This is a genomic window from Salmonella sp. 5800, from assembly GCF_046558195.1.
Classification (GTDB): domain Bacteria; phylum Pseudomonadota; class Gammaproteobacteria; order Enterobacterales; family Enterobacteriaceae; genus Salmonella; species Salmonella enterica.
Genome location: NZ_JBGDOX010000008.1, coordinates 204,331 through 223,929 on the forward strand (window position 1 = coordinate 204,331; position 19,599 = coordinate 223,929).

General features: G+C 54.3%; 18 protein-coding genes. 8 read left to right on the plus strand and 10 right to left on the minus strand.

Annotation, left to right across the window (positions count from 1 at the left end; genetic code table 11):
• Positions 1–3 precede the first annotated feature (3 nt).
• The 3 genes from caiC (at position 4) to caiE (ending at position 3,104) form a co-directional block, all read left to right on the plus strand.
• On the plus strand, positions 4–1,557 hold the full coding sequence (caiC, locus tag ACLJZ5_RS16240) for a crotonobetaine/carnitine-CoA ligase (protein ID WP_000355800.1): 1,554 nt from the start codon (positions 4–6) through the stop codon (positions 1,555–1,557).
• Positions 1,558–1,610: 53 nt separating this feature from the next.
• Positions 1,611–2,396: a crotonobetainyl-CoA hydratase gene (gene caiD / locus ACLJZ5_RS16245; RefSeq protein WP_000004376.1), complete on the plus strand. Its 786-nt coding sequence runs from the start codon at positions 1,611–1,613 to the stop codon at positions 2,394–2,396.
• Between the two features lie 111 nt (positions 2,397–2,507).
• Positions 2,508–3,104: a carnitine operon protein CaiE gene (gene caiE / locus ACLJZ5_RS16250; RefSeq protein ID WP_024797389.1), complete on the plus strand. Its 597-nt coding sequence runs from the start codon at positions 2,508–2,510 to the stop codon at positions 3,102–3,104.
• Positions 3,105–3,180: 76 nt separating this feature from the next.
• On the opposite strand, the gene caiF is transcribed toward caiE, so the two are convergent.
• From caiF to carA, 3 genes are all read right to left on the minus strand, one after another.
• The gene (gene caiF, locus ACLJZ5_RS16255) at positions 3,181–3,576 is read right to left on the minus strand and encodes a carnitine metabolism transcriptional regulator CaiF (RefSeq protein WP_024797390.1); all 396 of its coding nucleotides are present in this window, start codon (positions 3,574–3,576) and stop codon (positions 3,181–3,183) included.
• A 273-nt stretch (positions 3,577–3,849) separates the two neighbouring features.
• Positions 3,850–7,077: a carbamoyl-phosphate synthase large subunit gene (gene carB / locus ACLJZ5_RS16260; RefSeq protein WP_024797391.1), complete on the minus strand. Its 3,228-nt coding sequence runs from the start codon at positions 7,075–7,077 to the stop codon at positions 3,850–3,852.
• Between the two features lie 18 nt (positions 7,078–7,095).
• The gene (gene carA, locus ACLJZ5_RS16265; protein ID WP_024798627.1) at positions 7,096–8,244 is read right to left on the minus strand and encodes a glutamine-hydrolyzing carbamoyl-phosphate synthase small subunit; all 1,149 of its coding nucleotides are present in this window, start codon (positions 8,242–8,244) and stop codon (positions 7,096–7,098) included.
• A 747-nt stretch (positions 8,245–8,991) separates the two neighbouring features.
• Here carA and ACLJZ5_RS16270 point away from each other — a divergent pair.
• Complete coding sequence (locus ACLJZ5_RS16270) at positions 8,992–9,156, plus strand: hypothetical protein (protein WP_001529894.1); 165 nt, start codon at positions 8,992–8,994, stop codon at positions 9,154–9,156.
• Between the two features lie 126 nt (positions 9,157–9,282).
• Here the strand turns inward: ACLJZ5_RS16270 and dapB are convergent, their stop codons facing one another.
• The 7 genes from dapB to citC form a co-directional block, all read right to left on the minus strand.
• The gene (dapB, locus tag ACLJZ5_RS16275; RefSeq protein WP_000544044.1) at positions 9,283–10,104 is read right to left on the minus strand and encodes a 4-hydroxy-tetrahydrodipicolinate reductase; all 822 of its coding nucleotides are present in this window, start codon (positions 10,102–10,104) and stop codon (positions 9,283–9,285) included.
• Positions 10,105–10,283: 179 nt separating this feature from the next.
• Positions 10,284–11,192 carry a triphosphoribosyl-dephospho-CoA synthase CitG gene (citG, locus tag ACLJZ5_RS16280; RefSeq protein WP_024797393.1) on the minus strand — a complete coding sequence of 303 codons (909 nt, stop codon included), beginning with the start codon at positions 11,190–11,192 and terminating at the stop codon, positions 10,284–10,286.
• Entirely contained in the window at positions 11,170–11,721 is a 552-nt protein-coding gene (gene citX / locus ACLJZ5_RS16285; protein ID WP_000679050.1) for a citrate lyase holo-[acyl-carrier protein] synthase, read from the minus strand. Before citX ends, citG begins: the two co-directional genes overlap by 23 nt.
• Positions 11,721–13,241, minus strand: a complete 1,521-nt coding sequence (citF, locus tag ACLJZ5_RS16290) for a citrate lyase subunit alpha (RefSeq protein ID WP_000665573.1) — start codon at positions 13,239–13,241, stop codon at positions 11,721–11,723. The genes citX and citF overlap by 1 nt, the downstream gene beginning before the upstream one ends.
• A 10-nt stretch (positions 13,242–13,251) precedes the next feature.
• Positions 13,252–14,121 carry a citrate (pro-3S)-lyase subunit beta gene (citE, locus tag ACLJZ5_RS16295; protein ID WP_001247811.1) on the minus strand — a complete coding sequence of 290 codons (870 nt, stop codon included), beginning with the start codon at positions 14,119–14,121 and terminating at the stop codon, positions 13,252–13,254.
• On the minus strand, positions 14,118–14,411 hold the full coding sequence (gene citD / locus ACLJZ5_RS16300; RefSeq protein ID WP_000691461.1) for a citrate lyase acyl carrier protein: 294 nt from the start codon (positions 14,409–14,411) through the stop codon (positions 14,118–14,120). Before citD ends, citE begins: the two co-directional genes overlap by 4 nt.
• 29 nt (positions 14,412–14,440) lie before the next feature.
• Complete coding sequence (gene citC / locus ACLJZ5_RS16305) at positions 14,441–15,484, minus strand: [citrate (pro-3S)-lyase] ligase (protein WP_001181444.1); 1,044 nt, start codon at positions 15,482–15,484, stop codon at positions 14,441–14,443.
• Positions 15,485–15,728: 244 nt separating this feature from the next.
• Here citC and citS point away from each other — a divergent pair, with 244 nt between their 5' ends.
• The 4 genes from citS to ACLJZ5_RS16325 form a co-directional block, all read left to right on the plus strand.
• Positions 15,729–17,069, plus strand: a complete 1,341-nt coding sequence (citS, locus tag ACLJZ5_RS16310) for a citrate/sodium symporter CitS (protein ID WP_024797394.1) — start codon at positions 15,729–15,731, stop codon at positions 17,067–17,069.
• 158 nt (positions 17,070–17,227) lie between these two features.
• Entirely contained in the window at positions 17,228–17,467 is a 240-nt protein-coding gene (locus ACLJZ5_RS16315; protein ID WP_001001155.1) for an oxaloacetate decarboxylase subunit gamma, read from the plus strand.
• 15 nt (positions 17,468–17,482) lie between these two features.
• The gene (gene oadA / locus ACLJZ5_RS16320) at positions 17,483–19,252 is read left to right on the plus strand and encodes a sodium-extruding oxaloacetate decarboxylase subunit alpha (RefSeq protein WP_025715180.1); all 1,770 of its coding nucleotides are present in this window, start codon (positions 17,483–17,485) and stop codon (positions 19,250–19,252) included.
• A gap of 15 nt (positions 19,253–19,267) precedes the next feature.
• A partial coding sequence (locus ACLJZ5_RS16325) for a sodium ion-translocating decarboxylase subunit beta (RefSeq protein WP_410958980.1) occupies positions 19,268–19,599 on the plus strand: 332 nt, incomplete at its 3' end.

A 19,599-nucleotide genomic window follows, 5' to 3' on the forward strand; every position in this document is an offset into this window, starting at 1 on the left:
AATATGGATATCGTTGGCGGACAAAACTTACGTCAGATGTGGGACGACCTGGCCGGGGTGTATGGAGATAAAACGGCGTTAATTTTCGAATCCTGTGAGGGAATCGTTCGGCAGTTTAGCTATGCTTCGCTCAATGAAGAGATTAACCGCACGGCGAACCTTTTTTACTCCTTAGGGATCCGCAAGGGTGATAGGGTCGCGCTGCATCTGGATAACTGTCCGGAATTCATCTTTTGCTGGTTTGGACTGGCAAAAATCGGCGCCATTATGGTGCCGATTAATGCCCGCTTACTGGGCGAAGAAAGCGCCTGGATCCTGCAAAACAGCCAGGTGAGTCTGCTGGTTACCAGCGCCCAGTTTTATCCTATGTACCGTGAAATACGCCAGGACAATAGCACTCCGCTTAATCATATCTGTCTGATTGGCGAGCAGCTTCCGGCTGACGATGGCGTGAGCCACTTTTCCCAACTGCAAGCACGTCAGTCGGCCACGCTGTGCTATACGCCCGCGTTATCCACTGACGATACGGCGGAAATTCTGTTTACCTCCGGTACCACCTCGCGTCCAAAAGGGGTGGTGATTACCCACTATAATCTGCGTTTTGCAGGCTACTACTCTGCCTGGCAAATCGCCCTGCGCGATGATGACGTGTACATGACGGTGATGCCCGCTTTTCATATCGACTGCCAGTGTACCGCCGCAATGCCAGCCTTTTCCGCCGGCAGCACCTTTGTGCTCCTGGAGAAGTACAGCGCCAGGGCCTTCTGGGATCAGGTACGTAAATATCAGGCGACGGTGACCGAGTGCATTCCGATGATGATCCGCACGCTGATGGTCCAGCCCGCCGCGCCAACGGACAGGCAGCATCATCTGCGCGAAGTGATGTTCTATCTCAATCTATCCGCGCAGGAAAAAGACGCCTTTACCGAACGCTTTGGCGTCAGGCTGCTGACCTCTTATGGTATGACTGAAACCATTGTCGGAATTATTGGCGACCGTCCCGGAGACAAACGGCGCTGGCCTTCCATTGGTCGCGTGGGTTTTAGCTATGAAGCTGAAATTCGCGACGATCAAAATCGCCCGCTGCCCGCCGGAGAAATTGGCGAAATCTGTATTAAAGGCATCCCCGGCAAGACTATCTTCAAAGAGTATTACATGCAGCCGGAGGCAACCGCCAGGGCGCTGGAGCCAGAGGGCTGGTTACATACCGGTGATTCGGGCTACCAGGATGAGGATGGCTATTTCTATTTTGTCGACAGACGCTGCAACATGATTAAACGCGGCGGGGAAAATGTCTCCTGCGTCGAGCTGGAAAATATTATTTCTGCACATCCGAAAATTCAGGACATTGTGGTGGTCGGTATTAAAGATGCGATCCGTGATGAAGCCATTAAAGCGTTTATCGTCCTTAATGAAGGTGAAACATTAAGCGAGGCCGAGTTTTTCAGCTTCTGCGAAAACAATATGGCGAAATTCAAGGTTCCCTCTTTTATGGAGATCAGAACTGACCTGCCGCGCAACTGTTCAGGAAAAATAATCAAAAAAAATCTGAAATAAACCTTCCGGCAGGAATCCCTCCCGCCGGGAAACTATTTATCTGGAGATGAACTATGAGTGAGTCATTACATCTGACCCGTAACGGCCCGATCCTGGAAATTACCCTCGACCGACCTAAAGCGAATGCCATTGACGCCAAAACCAGCTTTGCAATGGGTGAAGCTTTTCTTAATTTCCGTGACGATCCGGAATTACGCGTAGCAATCATTACCGGCGGCGGTGAGAAATTCTTTTCTGCTGGCTGGGACTTAAAAGCGGCAGCGGAAGGTGAAGCGCCGGATGCCGATTTTGGTCCCGGCGGCTTTGCTGGTTTAACCGAAATATTTGACCTCGATAAGCCGGTTATCGCCGCGGTGAACGGCTACGCGTTTGGCGGCGGTTTTGAGCTGGCGCTGGCGGCGGACTTTATTGTCTGCGCCGAAAACGCCAGCTTCGCGCTGCCGGAAGCAAAGCTCGGCATCGTGCCTGACAGCGGCGGCGTATTGCGTCTGCCTAAGCTGCTGCCACCGGCTATCGTCAACGAAATGGTAATGACCGGCAGACGAATGAGCGCCGAAGAAGCGCTGCGTTGGGGGATCGTGAACCGCGTTGTCAGCCAGAGCGAACTGATGGATAGCGCGCGCGAACTGGCGCAACAACTGGTCAATAGCGCCCCGCTGGCTATCGCGGCGCTGAAAGAGATTTATCGCGCGACCAGCGAAATGCCGGTAGAAGAAGGCTACCGCTACATCCGCAGCGGCGTACTGAAGCATTATCCGTCGGTACTGCATTCAGAAGATGCGCTCGAAGGACCGCAGGCATTTGCCGAAAAACGCGATCCGGTGTGGAAGGGTCGTTAATGTGACTATGCCGGATGGCGCTTCGCTTATCCGGCCTACAGCACATGCGCAACCGTAGGCCGGATAAGGTGTTTACGCCGCCATCCGGCAAAAAAAAACCAAGGTACAACTATGAGCTATTACGCCTTTGAAGGACTGATCCCGGTGGTGCATCCGGACGCGTTTGTCCATCCCAGCGCCGTGCTGATTGGCGATGTCATCGTGGGCGCCGGTGTTTATATTGGCCCACTCGCGTCATTGCGTGGGGATTATGGTCGCCTGATCCTGGAGGCCGGCTCTAATCTGCAGGATGGCTGCATTATGCATGGCTACTGCGATACCGATACCATCGTGCATGAAAACGGCCATATCGGCCACGGCGCTATTCTACATGGCTGCGTGGTGGGACGGGACGCCCTGGTCGGCATGAACAGCGTCATTATGGACGGCGCAGTGATTGGCGAAGAGAGCATTGTCGCCGCCATGAGTTTTATCAAAGCCGGATTTCAGGGTGAGGCAAGGCAACTGCTGGTGGGTTCACCGGTGCGCGTACTACGCCAGGTTACGGACCAGGAGCTGCACTGGAAACGCCTCAATACCAAAGAATATCAGGATCTTGCGATCCGTTGTCGAACGGGGTTATCTGAAACGAAGCCGTTAACGCAGGTCGAAGAAAACCGACCGCGCCTGAAAGGCACGACGGACGTGAAGCCAAAATCAGCACAGTAATTGATGCCGGATGCGCTCACGCTTATCCGGCCTACGCGTCAATTACCGTTTACCCCGCCAGCAGGTAAACAGACAATTAGCGACGCATACTCTTGGAGAGCATCATCTGCCATTTCTGCTCACGGTTTAGCTCTGTGGGGGGAACGGCAGACAGCCGCGGCGCTTTCGCCACGCTCACTTTTCTTTCCTGCAAATTATGATTCAATCGGCGATAGAGATGAGAGTCGATACTCACGACTTTCACCAGACGCTGGCACTGGCAGCCTCGTCCTGCAATCTGGTTAGGGATCATCTTCACTTCACAAACAATTTCCCCCACTTCTGACAGAATATAGGAGAGCGTATTAATTGCTTTGCAGTGTTCAATATCAAATTGACGGGAAATCTCCCTGGCCGTGATCCATCGGTTCTCTGCCATCATCCAGTCAGCAATTAACAAATAAAGCGGTCTTTCAACATATTTTTCACACATAAGCACACCATTTCACAAATTAAAAATCTGGCTACGGCCTGTCCAAACTAATAAAAACTAAGCCATATTAAAATTGTGGATATGAAAGATAGTATGCGACTTAAATATTGATTAGTGTGAGCAATATCGTGCTTATTACATAGAAAATGTGGTTACGGAAACGGACTTCTCCAGGAATGACCTTACGCAAGATAAAAAAAGGGTTTCTTTACAGAAACCCTTTCAGAATTATATTACAGGTCCGGTTAGAGCAATATCCACCGAACCCTTTGTTTACGACTTTTTGATCTGCGCGTGCATTTCCTGCACCGAGGTTACCTTCTCAGTGGCATCGGCATTGAGCGCCATCGTCGTGGCAAAACCGCCGTTCAGCGTGGTGTCATAATGCACTTTATACTGCAGCGCGCTACGACGAATCACCCTGGAGTCTTCAATCGCGCGGCGGCCTGCGGTGGTATTGATGATATAGGTGTATTCGCCATTCTTGATGCGGTCCTGAATGTGCGGACGACCTTCGTGCACCTTGTTCACCAGACGCGGGTTGATACCAGCTTCACCCAGCACAATCGCCGTACCGTGGGTGGCATCCAGCTCAAAGCCCTGTTTCAGCAGCTTAGCGGCGAGATCCACCACGCGCTCTTTGTCGCCTTCGCGAACGGAGAGCAGCGCACGGCCCTGTTTCTTCATGGTGGAGCTACTGCCCAATTGTGCCTTGGCGAACGCTTCCGCGAAGGTACGGCCCACGCCCATCACTTCCCCGGTGGAGCGCATTTCTGGCCCTAACAGCGGGTCAACGCCGGGGAATTTGTTGAACGGCAGCACCACTTCTTTCACCGAGTAGTACGGCGGGATAATTTCTTGGGTCACGCCCTGCTCGGTCAGCGATTTACCGGCCATCACGCGCGCCGCCACTTTCGCCAGCGGTACGCCGGTGGCTTTGGAGACAAACGGTACGGTACGCGCCGCGCGCGGGTTGACCTCAATCAGGTAGACTTCGTTGTCCTTGACCGCAAACTGTACGTTCATCAGGCCGCGCACCTGCAACTCGAAAGCCAGCTTCTGCACCTGCTGGCGCATCACGTCCTGAATTTCCTGGCTCAGCGTGTAGGCCGGCAGGGAACAGGCGGAGTCGCCGGAGTGTACGCCAGCCTGCTCGATGTGTTCCATGATGCCGCCAATCAGCACCATTTCGCCGTCGCAGATAGCGTCCACGTCCACTTCAACCGCGTCATCAAGGAAGCGGTCCAGCAGCACCGGCGCATCGTTAGAGACGCTGACCGCGGTCTGGAAGTAGCGACGCAGATCGGCTTCGTCATAGACAATTTCCATCGCCCGGCCGCCCAGCACGTAAGAAGGACGCACCACCAGCGGGTAGCCGATCTCTTTCGCCTTCTCAACCGCTTGTTCAATGGCGGTGACGGTGGCGTTGGCCGGTTGCTTCAGTTTCAGACGGTCAACCGCGTGCTGGAAGCGCTCGCGGTCTTCCGCGCGGTCGATGGCGTCCGGGCTGGTGCCGATAACCGGCACGCCTGCCGCTTCCAGCGCGCGCGCCAGCTTCAGTGGGGTCTGGCCGCCGTACTGCACGATAACGCCTTTCGGCTTCTCGATACGCACGATTTCCAGTACGTCTTCCAGCGTCACCGGCTCGAAGTACAGGCGGTCGGAGGTGTCGTAGTCGGTGGAGACGGTTTCCGGGTTACAGTTGACCATAATGGTTTCGTAACCGTCTTCGCGCAGCGCCAGCGAGGCATGTACGCAGCAGTAGTCAAATTCGATACCCTGGCCGATACGGTTCGGGCCACCGCCGAGGACCATGATTTTGTCGCGATCAACGGACGGGTTCGCTTCGCACTCATCTTCATAAGTGGAGTACATGTAGGCGGTATCGGTGGCGAATTCCGCCGCGCAGGTATCCACACGCTTGTAGACCGGATGCAGGTCATACTGGTCACGCAGCTTGCGGATTTCCGCTTCACGCACGCCCGCCAGTTTCGCCAGACGCGCATCGGCAAAACCTTTACGCTTGAGCTGACGCAGGAAGTCGGCGTTGAGACCAGTAATCCCGACTTCAGCGACTTTCTCTTCCAGACGCACCAGCTCTTCAATTTGCACCAGGAACCAGCGGTCAATGTTGGTCAGGTTGAACACGCCATCCACAGACAAGCCTGCGCGGAAAGCATCGGCGATGTACCAGATACGATCTGCACCCGCATCTTTCAGCTCGCGGCGGATTTTGGTCAGCGCTTCCGGGTCGTCGAGGCTGACTTTCGGGTCGAAGCCGGTGGCGCCCACTTCCAGGCCGCGCAGCGCTTTCTGCAGGGATTCCTGCTGGGTGCGACCAATCGCCATCACTTCCCCGACCGATTTCATCTGGGTGGTCAGACGGTCATTAGCACCGGCGAATTTCTCGAAGTTAAAGCGCGGAATTTTAGTAACCACATAGTCGATGGACGGCTCGAAGGAGGCCGGAGTACGCCCACCGGTGATATCGTTCATCAGCTCGTCGAGGGTATAACCCACCGCCAGTTTGGCCGCCACTTTGGCAATCGGGAAACCGGTGGCTTTCGACGCCAGCGCCGAGGAGCGGGAGACGCGCGGGTTCATTTCGATAACGATCAGACGACCGTTTTTCGGGTTCACTGCGAACTGGACGTTAGAACCGCCGGTTTCGACGCCGATTTCACGCAGTACCGCCATCGAGGCGTTACGCATGATTTGATATTCTTTGTCGGTCAGCGTCTGTGCCGGGGCCACGGTGATGGAGTCGCCGGTATGGATGCCCATCGCATCGAAGTTTTCGATGGAGCAGACGATGATGCAGTTGTCGTTTTTATCACGCACCACTTCCATCTCGTACTCTTTCCAGCCGATCAGCGATTCATCAATCAGCAGCTCGTTGGTTGGCGAGAGGTCCAGACCGCGTTCGCAGATTTCTTCGAACTCTTCACGGTTGTAAGCGATACCGCCGCCGGTGCCGCCCATGGTAAAGCTAGGCCGGATGATGCACGGGAAGCCCACGTCAGCGGCAACCGCCAGCGCTTCTTCCATGGTGTGCGCGATACCGGAACGCGCGGTGTCGAGACCAATTTTCTTCATCGCGATATCGAAGCGACGACGGTCTTCGGCTTTATCAATGGCGTCGGCGGTGGCGCCAATCATGGTGACGCCGAACTCTTCGAGCACGCCCTGCCGCTCCAGCTCCAGCGCGCAGTTCAGCGCTGTCTGGCCGCCCATGGTCGGCAGCACCGCATCCGGACGCTCTTTTTCAATGATTTTGCGCACCACTTCCCAGTGAATCGGCTCGATGTAGGTGGCATCGGCCATTTCCGGGTCGGTCATGATGGTGGCCGGGTTGGAGTTCACCAGAATGACGCGGTAACCCTCTTCGCGCAGCGCTTTACACGCCTGAGCGCCGGAGTAGTCAAACTCACACGCCTGACCGATAACAATCGGGCCCGCGCCCAGAATCAGGATGCTTTTTATATCTGTACGTTTTGGCATGGCTCTTATTACTCCTGATTATTTCGCGGACTGACGGTATTGCTCAATAAGCTCGATAAAGTGGTCGAACAGCGGTGCAGCATCGTGCGGGCCGGGGCTGGCTTCCGGGTGGCCCTGGAAGCTGAACGCCGGTTTATCGGTACGGTGAATGCCCTGCAGGGTGCCGTCGAACAGCGACTTGTGGGTCACGCGCAGGTTGGCTGGCAGCGAGTCTTCATCCACCGCAAAGCCGTGATTCTGCGCGGTAATCATCACCACGTTTCGGTCCATATCTTTTACCGGATGGTTGCCGCCGTGATGGCCGAACTTCATCTTAACGGTCTTCGCACCGCTCGCCAGCGCCAGCAGCTGATGGCCGAGGCAGATGCCAAATAGCGGAATGTCGGTCTGGAGGAATTTCTTAATCGCCTCGATGGCGTAGTCGCACGGGGCCGGGTCGCCAGGGCCGTTCGACAGGAAGATGCCGTCCGGGTTCATTTTCAGCACCTCTTCAGCAGAGGTCTGCGCTGGCACCACCGTCAGGCGGCAGCCGCGATCCACCAGCATACGCAGGATGTTGCGCTTGGCGCCAAAATCGTAGGCCACCACGTGGAACGGCAGGTCATCCTCAGATTTCGCTTCCGGTAAACCGTCTTTCAGCGTCCAGCTCCCCTGCGTCCAGCGGTAGGTTTCCGCCGTGGTCACTTCTTTCGCCAGATCCATACCGTTCAGTCCAGGAAATGCTTTCGCTTTTTCCAGCGCCAGCTTCGCATCCGGGCTATCGCCTGCAATGATACAGCCGTTCTGTGCACCTTTCTCACGCAGCAGACGCGTCAGCTTGCGGGTATCGATATCAGCAATTGCCACAATGTTATGCCGTTTGAGGTAAGAAGAGAGGTCTTCTGTGTTACGGAAGTTGCTGGCAATCAACGGCAGATCGCGAATCACTAAACCTTGCGCATGAATCTGAGAAGATTCTTCATCGGCTTCATTGGTGCCGACATTACCAATATGGGGATAAGTAAGAGTGACGATTTGGCGGGAATAGGAAGGATCAGTGAGGATTTCTTGATAACCGGTCATTGAAGTATTGAAAACGACTTCCCCAACCGCCGAACCCGTTGCCCCAATGGCCCGACCGTGAAACTGGGTTCCGTCTTCCAGAACCAATAGCGCTGACTTAATCAAAACACCCTCCAGAGAATATTCACTCACTTTATTTGCATATTAATTCATTCAGTCAGTATGAAGCAATGCAAATTTGCTTACCCGTGGATTTCTGGCAAACGGCGGCATTCTGAAGTTAAGCCGGATAAAAGTCAACTTAAAGAGGGTATTTTTTATGTTATTTTGCACATTATAAGGAAGTTATTCTGTTTAAGAGTCAAAAAGATCAACTAAGTGACGATAGAAAACGCTTGCGCTTCCTTGAGTTCGAAAAAAGCTGACTGGAACGATAAAAAGTGGACCAAATGGTCAAATTTCACATTAAAACAACAAAAAACAACGATAAAAATTCATTTAATAGTCATCAACACCATTAAATGCATAAAAATTCAAAATTAAGCAAATTAACAACAAAAACATTTTAAAAATCAATATGTTAAAAATATAAAAAAACAAATCAAATGCATTATAAAATCAACAAAAACAGCAAATTAAGACAATGTAATAACAATTACAATCGCGATATGAAGATCCAGCTTCTTTTTCTTTAAGACTAGCGCATACGATTGGACCACAACCAGCCTCACTACAGCATAAAAAAGCTAACCTATTGAAACAAAAGAGATAAAACGCCCCCGAGGAACAGCGCTAACCCCACGATGGATATCAGTCTTATCAGTCTGGTCGAGGTGCCTTTTGCATACGGTAAGCCACTGCGGCTGAATATGACTAACATCAGTTCAGGCAGTATTTTTCCCGTTGAACGTAATGGCCCGTACCGATGCGCCTGAAGGACTAATTAACCGCATTTATCGTAATGGCAATTACGTCACGCAAATGGATGCCGTTGGCCCGGATGTCTTTAAACTGACTATTCTTAACGCGAAAACAACGGCAGAACATATCGTGGGCGAAGAAACTGTCGAAACATGAATGGTGAAAGGCGTTATTTATCTGACCGAATAACCGGGGGGCAAAAAACAAAAGGGCAATAATATATTGCCCTTTGTAATCAATTAATCTTGATTACCACAACCACATCACGAAGGTATTTAGTCGTTATAGTACATCCAGTCCCAGCACATCCCGCATGTCAAATAGCCCATTTTTCTTCGTTTTTAGCCATAATGCCGATCGCAACGCGCCATTTGCAAACGTCATGCGGCTGGAAGCTTTATGCGTAATCTCTACGCGCTCGCCAATATCGGCAAACATCGCGGTATGTTCGCCGACGATGTCGCCCGCCCGAACGGTTGCAAAGCCAATCGTTCCCGGTACGCGCTCGCCGGTATAACCTTCACGCGAGTAGACCGCGCAGTCCTTCAGATCTTTATCCAGCGCCCCGGCGATTGCCTCGCCCATTGCCAGCGCCGTACCCGACGGTGCATCCACTTTATGGCGGTGGTGCGCTTCAATAATTTCAATATCGGTGTAGTCGCCCATTACCTTCGCGGCTTTCTCCAGCAGCTTGAGCATGACGTTAACGCCGACGCTAAAGTTTGCGGCGAAAACGATCGCAATCTCTTGCGACGCCTCGCGAATGGCCTGTTTACCGGCGTCGTCAAAGCCGGTAGTACCAATCACCATCCCTTTACCATGTTTACGGCAGAATGCCAGATGCGCCAGTGTGCCTTCAGGACGGGTAAAATCGACCAGAACATCGAAATCATCTTTGACCGACGCCAGATCGCTTTGAATGATGACGTCCGTTTTCCCCACGCCTGCCAGTTCGCCCGCATCGCTACCCAGCAATGAAGAGCCTTCGCGCTCCAGCGCGGCACCCAGCTGAACACCTTCCATCGCCATGGCGGCCTGGATTAACTGCCGTCCCATGCGGCCACCGGCGCCGACAATCGCAACGCGGATCTGTGCTTCATGCATAGCTATTCTCTTTTGTAAAAATTGCGTAAACCGTTTTCAGAGTAACCAGCGCGCCCGGAGGCCGCCATCTAAAATCGCCGATAATTAGAAATTAATGATAAACAGGGAGCGATATCAGTAAAAGACATGATTCATCCCGCAGGATGAATCATTGCTGGAGAGAATGAAAGAAGAGAAACTTACTCAGGATAGAGGGAACCGGCAGGAAAATGACTTAAAAACCAGGTCACTGCCAGTAAATCCGCGCTACCGCCAGGGCTTAAGTTACGCAGGATGAGTTCATCATCGAGGGACTGCATCGCTTCAATGCCCCCCTCAACCAATACGCCCCCTTGCCACAACAATTTTTGTGCCTGCTGCTGCACGTAGTAAAGCCCTTCCAGGCTTCCCCGTGACACCAGATTGGTATCATCATTCCACGCCATCAGATGCAACAATGTTTGCAGCAGGGCAAGATGGGTATCGTCATGCTCCTGCACGACCCGGTTAAACACCGGCAAAGCCTGCGTTCTGACGGTTCGAAAACCGCTTTCCGCTTCTCCCCGCGCGCCCGACAGGCCATAGCACTGGAAATGGGTTTCACTCTTTGTCAGTTTTCCCGCTTTTTTTGCTGAGAGCTCGTGGGCAACAATATTCCGACTCAGGCGGGCAACCTGGTCGCAGATACGATTTTGCTCCAACGGTTCTCCCCGCGCGAGAAGTCGGCCAATCGCTGCGCTCAGCAGGCCAAAAGCGAAAATCGCCCCGCGATGGGTATTCACACCATTGGTCGCCTGTAGCATATCGTTCTCACAGGCCATCCCCAGCGGACGCAGCATCACCAGGACATTTTCTGCCGCCAGCGCCGCCGTGTTGTTGCCCATGATAAAAAACTTTTCCATCCACGGAGCAATGGCGGTAGTGCTACGTTCAAATACCGCCAGATCCATATCCCTATGCGCTCCCGAATTACGAATATCGACCAGACCGGGTTTTGGTGTCAGCCTGACTTCCGTCAGCAGCGCTCTTGCAACCAACCCGTTAAGATCGCCAGCCGCCAGCGATGAGTACGCTGGCGTACGCCGTTCAGTCACAACGCTCACGCTCATAACATTCAATCCTTCGTGCAATTTCATCCAACAAAAGGTCAAGGGTGTGATGCTTGCCCCGGGCACAGAGATGAGCATCCTGCTGGCATATCAAACATGGCCGGGCAGGATGCCCGAGTTCACGGCGTGATAGCGACTTACCGTCGCTATCAATAATGTCAATGTCCCAAAGCCGCCCTAACGGATGGCTCATCTCTAGTGTCGACATGTGCTGTTTCAACGCCATTGCCGGCGCACAGACCGCTGCCATCCATTCCGGGCCGCTGCGTTCATTTACCTGCATTTCCCAGACGTTGACCCACTCCTTCTGTTCGCAAAGCGCCAGTATTTCGGCAATTGCGTAATCGGCGACACGCCGCCAGACCGCTGAGTTTTTAACGGCGCCCGGTGCAACCAGCGTGAGGGAAATCAACGGTAGCCGATAGCAGTTCAACGCCTGACGCTGCCTGGCGGCACGTTTATCGCGCGCTTGTAGCATCTCCTCCAGCGTAACTGCCTGGCCCTGGTACAGCAGGTCTGTGCCCTTCATCAGCCTTTAACCTGGCGAATCACGTCAATCACTGAACCGTCGCGATAACGCACCACAGCCACCACCCGATCGGTAAACTCAATCGGCTGCGGTTTACCGGTCAGTTGCTCGGCGCGCTGTTGCAGTTGTTCGATGGTCATCAGCGCCACACCTGCAGCACGCAGGTTATCAAGCAGATCCTGACGCGCAGGGTTCACCGCAATACCATGGTCGGTAACCAGCACATCAACACTTGCCCCAGGCGTGACGGTAGTCAGCACTTTTTCCACCACGCATGGGATTCGGCCACGGACCAGCGGTGCGGTAATAATGGTGAGATCGGCCCCTGCTGCCGTATCGCTATGGCCGCCCGATGCGCCACGCAGTACGCCGTTTGAACCGGTCATCACGTTAACGTTGAAATTCACGTCAATTTCCAGTGCGCTCAGCATCACCACATTCAGGCGTTCGCATGCCGCGCCTTTAGAGGCGGGGTTCGCGTATTGATTGGTTGAGATTTCAATATGATGTGGATTCTGCGCCAGCGAACGGGCTGCATCGCCATCGAATGATTGCGTATCCAGCAGCGCTTTGATCAACCCTTTCTCATGCAGATCCACCATGGTGCCGGTGATCCCGCCCAGGCCAAAACTCGCCGTAATGTTGTGGCGACGCATTTTGTCTTCCAGGAAACGGGTGACCGCCAGAGAAGCGCCACCGGTGCCGGTTTGCAGCGAGAAACCGTCACAAAAATAACCTGAGTGTTCGATCACATTGGCCGCCTGCCGGGCGATCAACAGTTCACGCGGGTTGCTGGACAGACGAATCGCGCCCGCGGTGATTTTTTCCGGATCCCCAACTTCGTCCACCTGTACGATCAAATCAACCTGATCCTGCGCGATACTGGCCGGATAATTGGGGAATTCGACCCACTCTTCAGTCAGGAGCACCACGCATTTAGCGTACTGCGCATCAACCTGCGCATACCCCAAAGAGCCGCAGCGTGACTTGCCGCTAAAGCCGTTCGCATTACCAAATTCGTCGCAGCACGGCACGCCGAGGAAAGCGACATCAATATTCAGCTCACCGCTCTGAATCAGTTTTACGCGGCCGCCGTGAGAGTGGATCTGTACCGGGTTTTCCATCAGGCCAGCGGAGATCTCTTCCCCTAACTTGCCGCGCAGCCCGGAGGTATAAATCTGCCGCACCACGCCATTTTTAATGTGTTCGATAAGCGGCCAGTGGGCATCAATTAATGAGCTGGAGGCAAGCGTCAGATCGCGGAATCCCATTTCCGCCAGCTTCGCCATCACCATATTGACAACTTTGTCGCCACCACGAAACGCATGGTGGAAGGATATCGTCATGCCATTTTTAAGCCCGGAACGACGGATAGCCTCTTCAAGCGAGTCACAAATTTTACGCCGACGCTTTTCCGTTTCACTGGCAAGCCACGGGCTGTTCGCTGTTACCCCCTGGTAGGGCTGTAATCCTTCCGGTACGACATATTGCTGGTTGAGCATGGTTACAGTCTCTTTCATGGTTCCTTCCTTAATCACGAATACCGGAAGCCGACAGCGCCACCACTTTGCGCGCGTGGTCGATAATCGGGCCGTCAATCATTTTGCCGTTGAGTGAAACGACGCCCAGACCGCGAGACTCAGCCTCTTCAGCGGCGGCAATCACCTCATACGCATGCTCAACTTCTTTACGTGTCGGAGAATAAGCCTGATGTAACAGCTCAATCTGACGTGGGTTCACTAAGGACTTACCGTTAAAACCAAGCCCTTTCGCCAACTGCACTTCCTTCAGGAAGCCTTCTTCATTATTGATATCCGACCAAACGACATCATAGGCGGCAATACCCGCAACGCGCGCCGCATGCAGCACTGCGCAGCGGGCGTAGAACAGCTCGGTGCCATCGCCCCGGCTGGTGCCCATATCCATCACGTAATCAAATGCCGCCAGCGCAATTGCCACCATGCGCGGGCTGGAGGTGGCGATATCGACGGCATTGACCACGCCTTTCGCTGATTCGATCGCCGCCATCAGCCTGGTACTGCCGACCTCACGTCCACATTCACGTTCGATCCGTTCGACCTGCGCTTCCAGCTCCAGCACATCGTTTTTGCTGTCGGTTTTCGGCAGACGCACGATATCCGCGCCACCACGCACGACGGCCTCAAGATCGGCCAGACCGAACGGCGTGTTCAGTGGATTAATGCGCACCACTTTTTCAACATCCTGATAGAACGGATGTTGAAGCGCGTGATGGACTAAAAGACGGGCGGTATCTTTCTCACGTAATGCTACGGCGTCTTCTAAGTCGAACATCACCGCGTCCGCACCGTAGACAAACGAGGTGCTCAACATGGCCGCATTTGCGCCGGGAATAAACAACATACTGCGACGAGGTCTCATAACGCACTCCATTGAATTTCCGTTTGTTCTGCAGCGCGTAACGCCGCCGCCTGCACTCGGGCGCGTAAAATACACTCCAGCGCGCCTTTGTCATCGACGCTAACCAGCGCGCGTTCAACGCCCAGCTTCGCCAGCGTTTCCCGAACCACCTGCTCAATCGCCGCGCCAAACTGCTGCTTCACCAGACTCTCTAGCTCCAGCCGAATTCCTGGCTCGCTGGATGGACCAATCCTGATCATCACATCGCTGGATTCCAGCGTGCCTGCCAGGGCATCTTTAATGATTTTCATTAGTTATGTTCCTTGTTAACGGTGTTACGTCATATGGTTTCAGTGTGTCTGGCGGCATGCCGCTGCAGATATGCCAGGGTGCCAGCAGGCACCAGCGCGCTTATTGCCGGCCAATTACGTTCGCTATACAGTTTTCTGACGCGAGAGGCGGAAATAGCCGTGCCGTTTTTCTCCACCCGCGCCAGCTCGACGACCTCAATAACCGGGCCGCTGCGCTTCGGATCGTGTAAAATGTCGTGCATCCGCTGGTTATAGGCACAGGTCAGAGGACAAAACGGCTCACTGCCGACAAAACGATGGGTAATCCCCAGCGCTGGAGCCAGATGTTCACGGAAGAGTTGCAGATCGATCTGGCAATGGCAGTCGTCCACAACCCCTTTTTCTTTGAGGAAATAGCCGGGAAACGTCGCACGCGAGATCATATAAGCGGAGCCGGAATGCAACGTGACGTTGTCAATGCCCGCGATTCCTTGTTCGATCAGCGCCCAACGGTCGGTATAGGAAAAAAATGAAGCATCTTCTTTGACTACAAACAGATGCAACCAGTCACAGGCCGCAGCCGCTTGCTCCACCAGATAACGGTGGCCCAATGTAAACGGATTGGCGTTCATGACGATGGCGCCGATCGTTTTTCCCGGTTGACGATAAAGCGCCAGTTGGCGACAAAAGCGCGCTAACCGTTCACTGCTGTTCTCCATTAACACCGCCAGCTCACCTGCCTGCGCAATGGGCCAAAACCCCGCGCCAGAAAACAGCAACCGATTTTGCGGCTTAGTGAACAGGAAAAGCTCGCTGCGGTTTAACTCGTAGGCCAATGTAAGCAGCTCAGTCAGCAGTTTGAGGCTGAGCCCTTCCCCTTGTAAAACCGGGGAAACGGCGATGCATTTCAGTACGTTTCCGGCCAGCGAGCCGCATCCAACTATCTCACCCTGCCAATATGCGCATACCGCGATTTCACAATCATCTTCCAGGGCGAGTCCCACGCCCTCCAGAAACATGGCGACCGACTCGCGACGCAATACATCCTTTTGCAAATAAATGCGTTTAAATATTAGATTCACTCTATTCTGCATCCGTCAGCAAATAACGTCGCATATTTCGCCAGTGTTTATATTATTCGTCTGGAATAGACATCACACTTTCCCCGCTGCCTTTATGACCTTTATAGTTTTTATTTCCTTAATTAATCAGAGTTAATAAAAACAATTAAATTAATTAAAAACACAACCATTCAGTGAAGATAGTCACATCTCACGGTTCATTGAATTTATTAGTATGCGCAGGTCTTGTTACCCATCAATACACAGGAAAATGTTTATGACCAACATGACCCAGGCTTCGGCTACGGAGAGAAAGGGGGCTAGCGATTTACTCAGATTCAAAATCTTTGGTATGCCGCTACCGCTTTATGCTTTTGCATTAATTACTTTATTACTTTCTCATTTTTATAATGCTATACCTACTGACTTAGTCGGTGGTTTTGCCCTTATGTTTGTGATGGGGGCCATTTTTGGTGAAATCGGCAAACGTTTACCGATCTTCAATAAATATATTGGCGGCGCACCGGTTATGATATTTCTGGTTGCAGCTTATTTTGTCTATGCTGGCATATTTACGCAGAAAGAAATTGATGCGATCAGCAACGTAATGGATAAAAGCAACTTCCTTAACCTGTTTATCGCGGTGTTGATCACAGGCGCTATCCTGTCGGTAAACCGTAAGCTGCTATTAAAATCACTGCTGGGCTATATCCCAACCATCCTCGCCGGGATTGTCGGCGCGTCCCTTTTCGGTATCGTCATTGGTCTGTGCTTCGGTATCCCGGTCGACCGTATCATGATGCTGTACGTTCTGCCGATTATGGGCGGTGGTAACGGCGCGGGCGCCGTGCCTCTGTCTGAAATTTATCACTCGGTTACCGGACGTTCTCGCGAAGAGTACTACTCAACGGCTATCGCCATTCTGACCATCGCAAACATCTTCGCCATTATTTTCGCCGCCCTCCTCGATATGATAGGCAAAAAATACACCTGGCTTAGCGGTGAAGGTGAGTTGGTTCGTAAGGCTTCCTTCAAAACCGAAGATGATGAAAAGGCCGGTCAGATTACCCATCGTGAAACGGCGGTTGGCATGGTGTTATCCACCACTTGCTTCCTGCTGGCCTATGTTGTTGCCAAGAAAATTCTGCCAAGCATCGGCGGCGTCTCTATTCACTACTTCGCCTGGATGGTTCTGATTGTTGCTGCGCTGAACGCATCAGGTCTTTGCTCACCGGAGATTAAAGCCGGGGCGAAACGTCTTTCTGACTTCTTCTCCAAACAACTGCTGTGGGTGCTGATGGTAGGTGTAGGTGTTTGCTACACCGATCTGCAAGAGATCATCGATGCCCTGACGTTCGCGAACGTCGTTATCGCCGCGATCATCGTGGTCGGCGCAGTCGTTGGCGCAGCTATCGGGGGCTGGTTGATTGGCTTCTACCCGATTGAATCATCCATTACTGCGGGTCTTTGTATGGCCAACCGCGGCGGCTCCGGCGATCTGGAAGTGCTCTCCGCCTGTAACCGTATGAATCTCATTTCATATGCACAAATTTCCTCTCGTCTGGGCGGCGGTATTGTGCTGGTTATCGCCAGCATCGTGTTCAGCATGATGGTGTAAAAAAACGCACGGCGGTGTCTTTGCCGCAAATGACCTGGAGAAAAGTAGAGGCCAAAGCCAGAGGTGGCCAAGGGAAATCCACTCTACTCCTTAGCCGGATTCACCAGGAAGGTTGTCGTCAAGGCCACCGTCGTGCCTCTCATTATGGAAAATGATTCATGAATGAAGCTGTACTACTGGGTGAAGGTTTCACCCTGATGTTTTTAGGGATGGGGTTCGTACTGAGCTTTCTGTTCCTGCTCATCTTTGCCATTCGCGGCATGTCTGCCGTGATTACTCGCTTCTTCCCGGAACCCGTCGCCGCGCCCGCACCGCGCGCCGTTCCCGTCGTGGACGACTTCACCCGCTTAAAGCCGGTGATTGCCGCCGCCATTCACCATCACCGACTTAACGCTTAATTCCCGGAGGGATCCATGACTATTGCCATTACCGACGTCGTCCTGCGTGACGCCCACCAGTCTCTGTTCGCCACCCGCCTGCGCCTTGACGATATGCTGCCGATTGCCGCTCAGCTCGACGACGTGGGCTACGGGTCGCTGGAGTGCTGGGGCGGCGCCACCTTTGACGCCTGTATCCGCTTTCTCGGCGAAGACCCTTGGCTGCGCCTGCGCGAACTCAAAAAAGCCATGCCCAAAACCCCCCTGCAGATGTTGCTGCGCGGCCAGAACCTGCTCGGCTACCGCCACTACGCCGATGACGTGGTGGAGCGCTTCGTCGAACGCGCGGTGAAAAACGGCATGGACGTGTTCCGCGTCTTCGATGCCATGAACGACCCGCGCAATATGAAAGCCGCCCTGCAGGCGGTGCGCAGCCACGGCGCCCACGCCCAGGGCACGCTCTCGTACACCACCAGCCCGGCACACACGCTGCAGACCTGGCTGGACTTAACCGAACAACTGCTGGAAACCGGTGTTGACTCGATTGCCATCAAGGATATGTCCGGCATTCTCACGCCGATGGCCGCCTTTGAGCTGGTCAGTGAAATCAAAAAACGTTTTGAGGTGCGCCTGCACCTGCACTGTCACGCCACCACCGGGATGGCGGAGATGGCCCTGCTGAAGGCTATCGAGGCGGGCGTTGACGGCGTGGACACGGCGATTTCCTCCATGAGCGCCACCTACGGCCACCCGGCCACCGAGGCGCTGGTCGCCACGCTTGCCGGCACAAAATATGACACCGGGCTGGATATCCTGAAGCTGGAAAGCATCGCGGCGTACTTCCGCGAGGTGCGCAAAAAATACCACGCCTTTGAAGGCCAGCTGAAAGGCTACGACAGCCGCATTCTGGTGGCGCAGGTGCCGGGCGGAATGCTCACTAACCTCGAAAGCCAGCTGAAGCAGCAGAACGCGGCGGACAAACTCGACCAGGTGCTGGCGGAAATCCCCCGCGTGCGCGAGGACCTCGGCTTTATCCCGCTGGTGACCCCGACCTCGCAGATTGTCGGCACCCAGGCGGTGCTCAACGTCCTGACCGGCGAACGCTACAAAACCATCGCCAAAGAGACCGCCGGCATTCTGAAAGGCGAATACGGCCACACTCCGGTGCCGGTCAACGCCGCGCTACAGGCCCGCGTGCTGGAAGGGGGCGCTCCGGTGACCTGCCGCCCGGCGGACCTGCTGAAGCCGGAGCTGGCTGAACTGGAAGCGGACGTCAGGCGCCAGGCGCAGGAGAAGGGCATTACTCTGGCGGGAAACGCCATCGACGACGTGCTCACCGTGGCGCTGTTCCCGCAAATCGGCCTCAAATTCCTTGAGAACCGCCACAACCCGGCGGCGTTTGAGCCACTGCCGCAGGCGGAAGCCGCGCAGCCTGCCGCAGCCCCGGCAAAACCTGCCGCCTCCGGTATCTACACCGTGGAAGTGGAAGGCAAGGCCTTTGTGGTGAAGGTCAGCGACGGCGGCGATATCAGCCAGCTCACTGCTGCCACCCCGTCTTCCGCACCGGTTCAGGCTGCCGCCCCGGCAGGCGCCGGCACCCCGGTCACCGCCCCGCTGGCGGGCAACATCTGGAAGGTGATTGCCGCCGAGGGCCAGACGGTGGCGGAAGGCGACGTGCTGCTGATTCTGGAAGCCATGAAGATGGAAACCGAAATCCGCGCCGCGCAGGCCGGGACGGTACGCGGTATTGCGGTGAAGTCCGGCGACGCGGTTTCCGTGGGCGACACCCTGATGACGCTGGCGTAAGGACGAGGAGCGGAAATGGAAAGTCTGAACGCCCTGATTCAGGGGATGGGCCTGATGCACCTCGGCGCCGGCCAGGCCATCATGCTGCTGGTGAGCCTGCTGCTGCTGTGGCTGGCCATCGCGAAGAAGTTCGAGCCGCTGCTGCTGCTGCCGATTGGCTTCGGCGGGCTGCTCTCCAACATCCCGGAAGCGGGCATGGCGCTGACCGCGCTGGAAAGCCTGCTGGCGCACCACGACGCCGGGCAGCTGGCGGTGATTGCCGCGAAGCTCAACTGCGCGCCGGACGTGCACGCCATTAAAGAGGCATTAGCGCTGGCGCTGCCGTCGGTGCAGAGCCAGATGGAGAA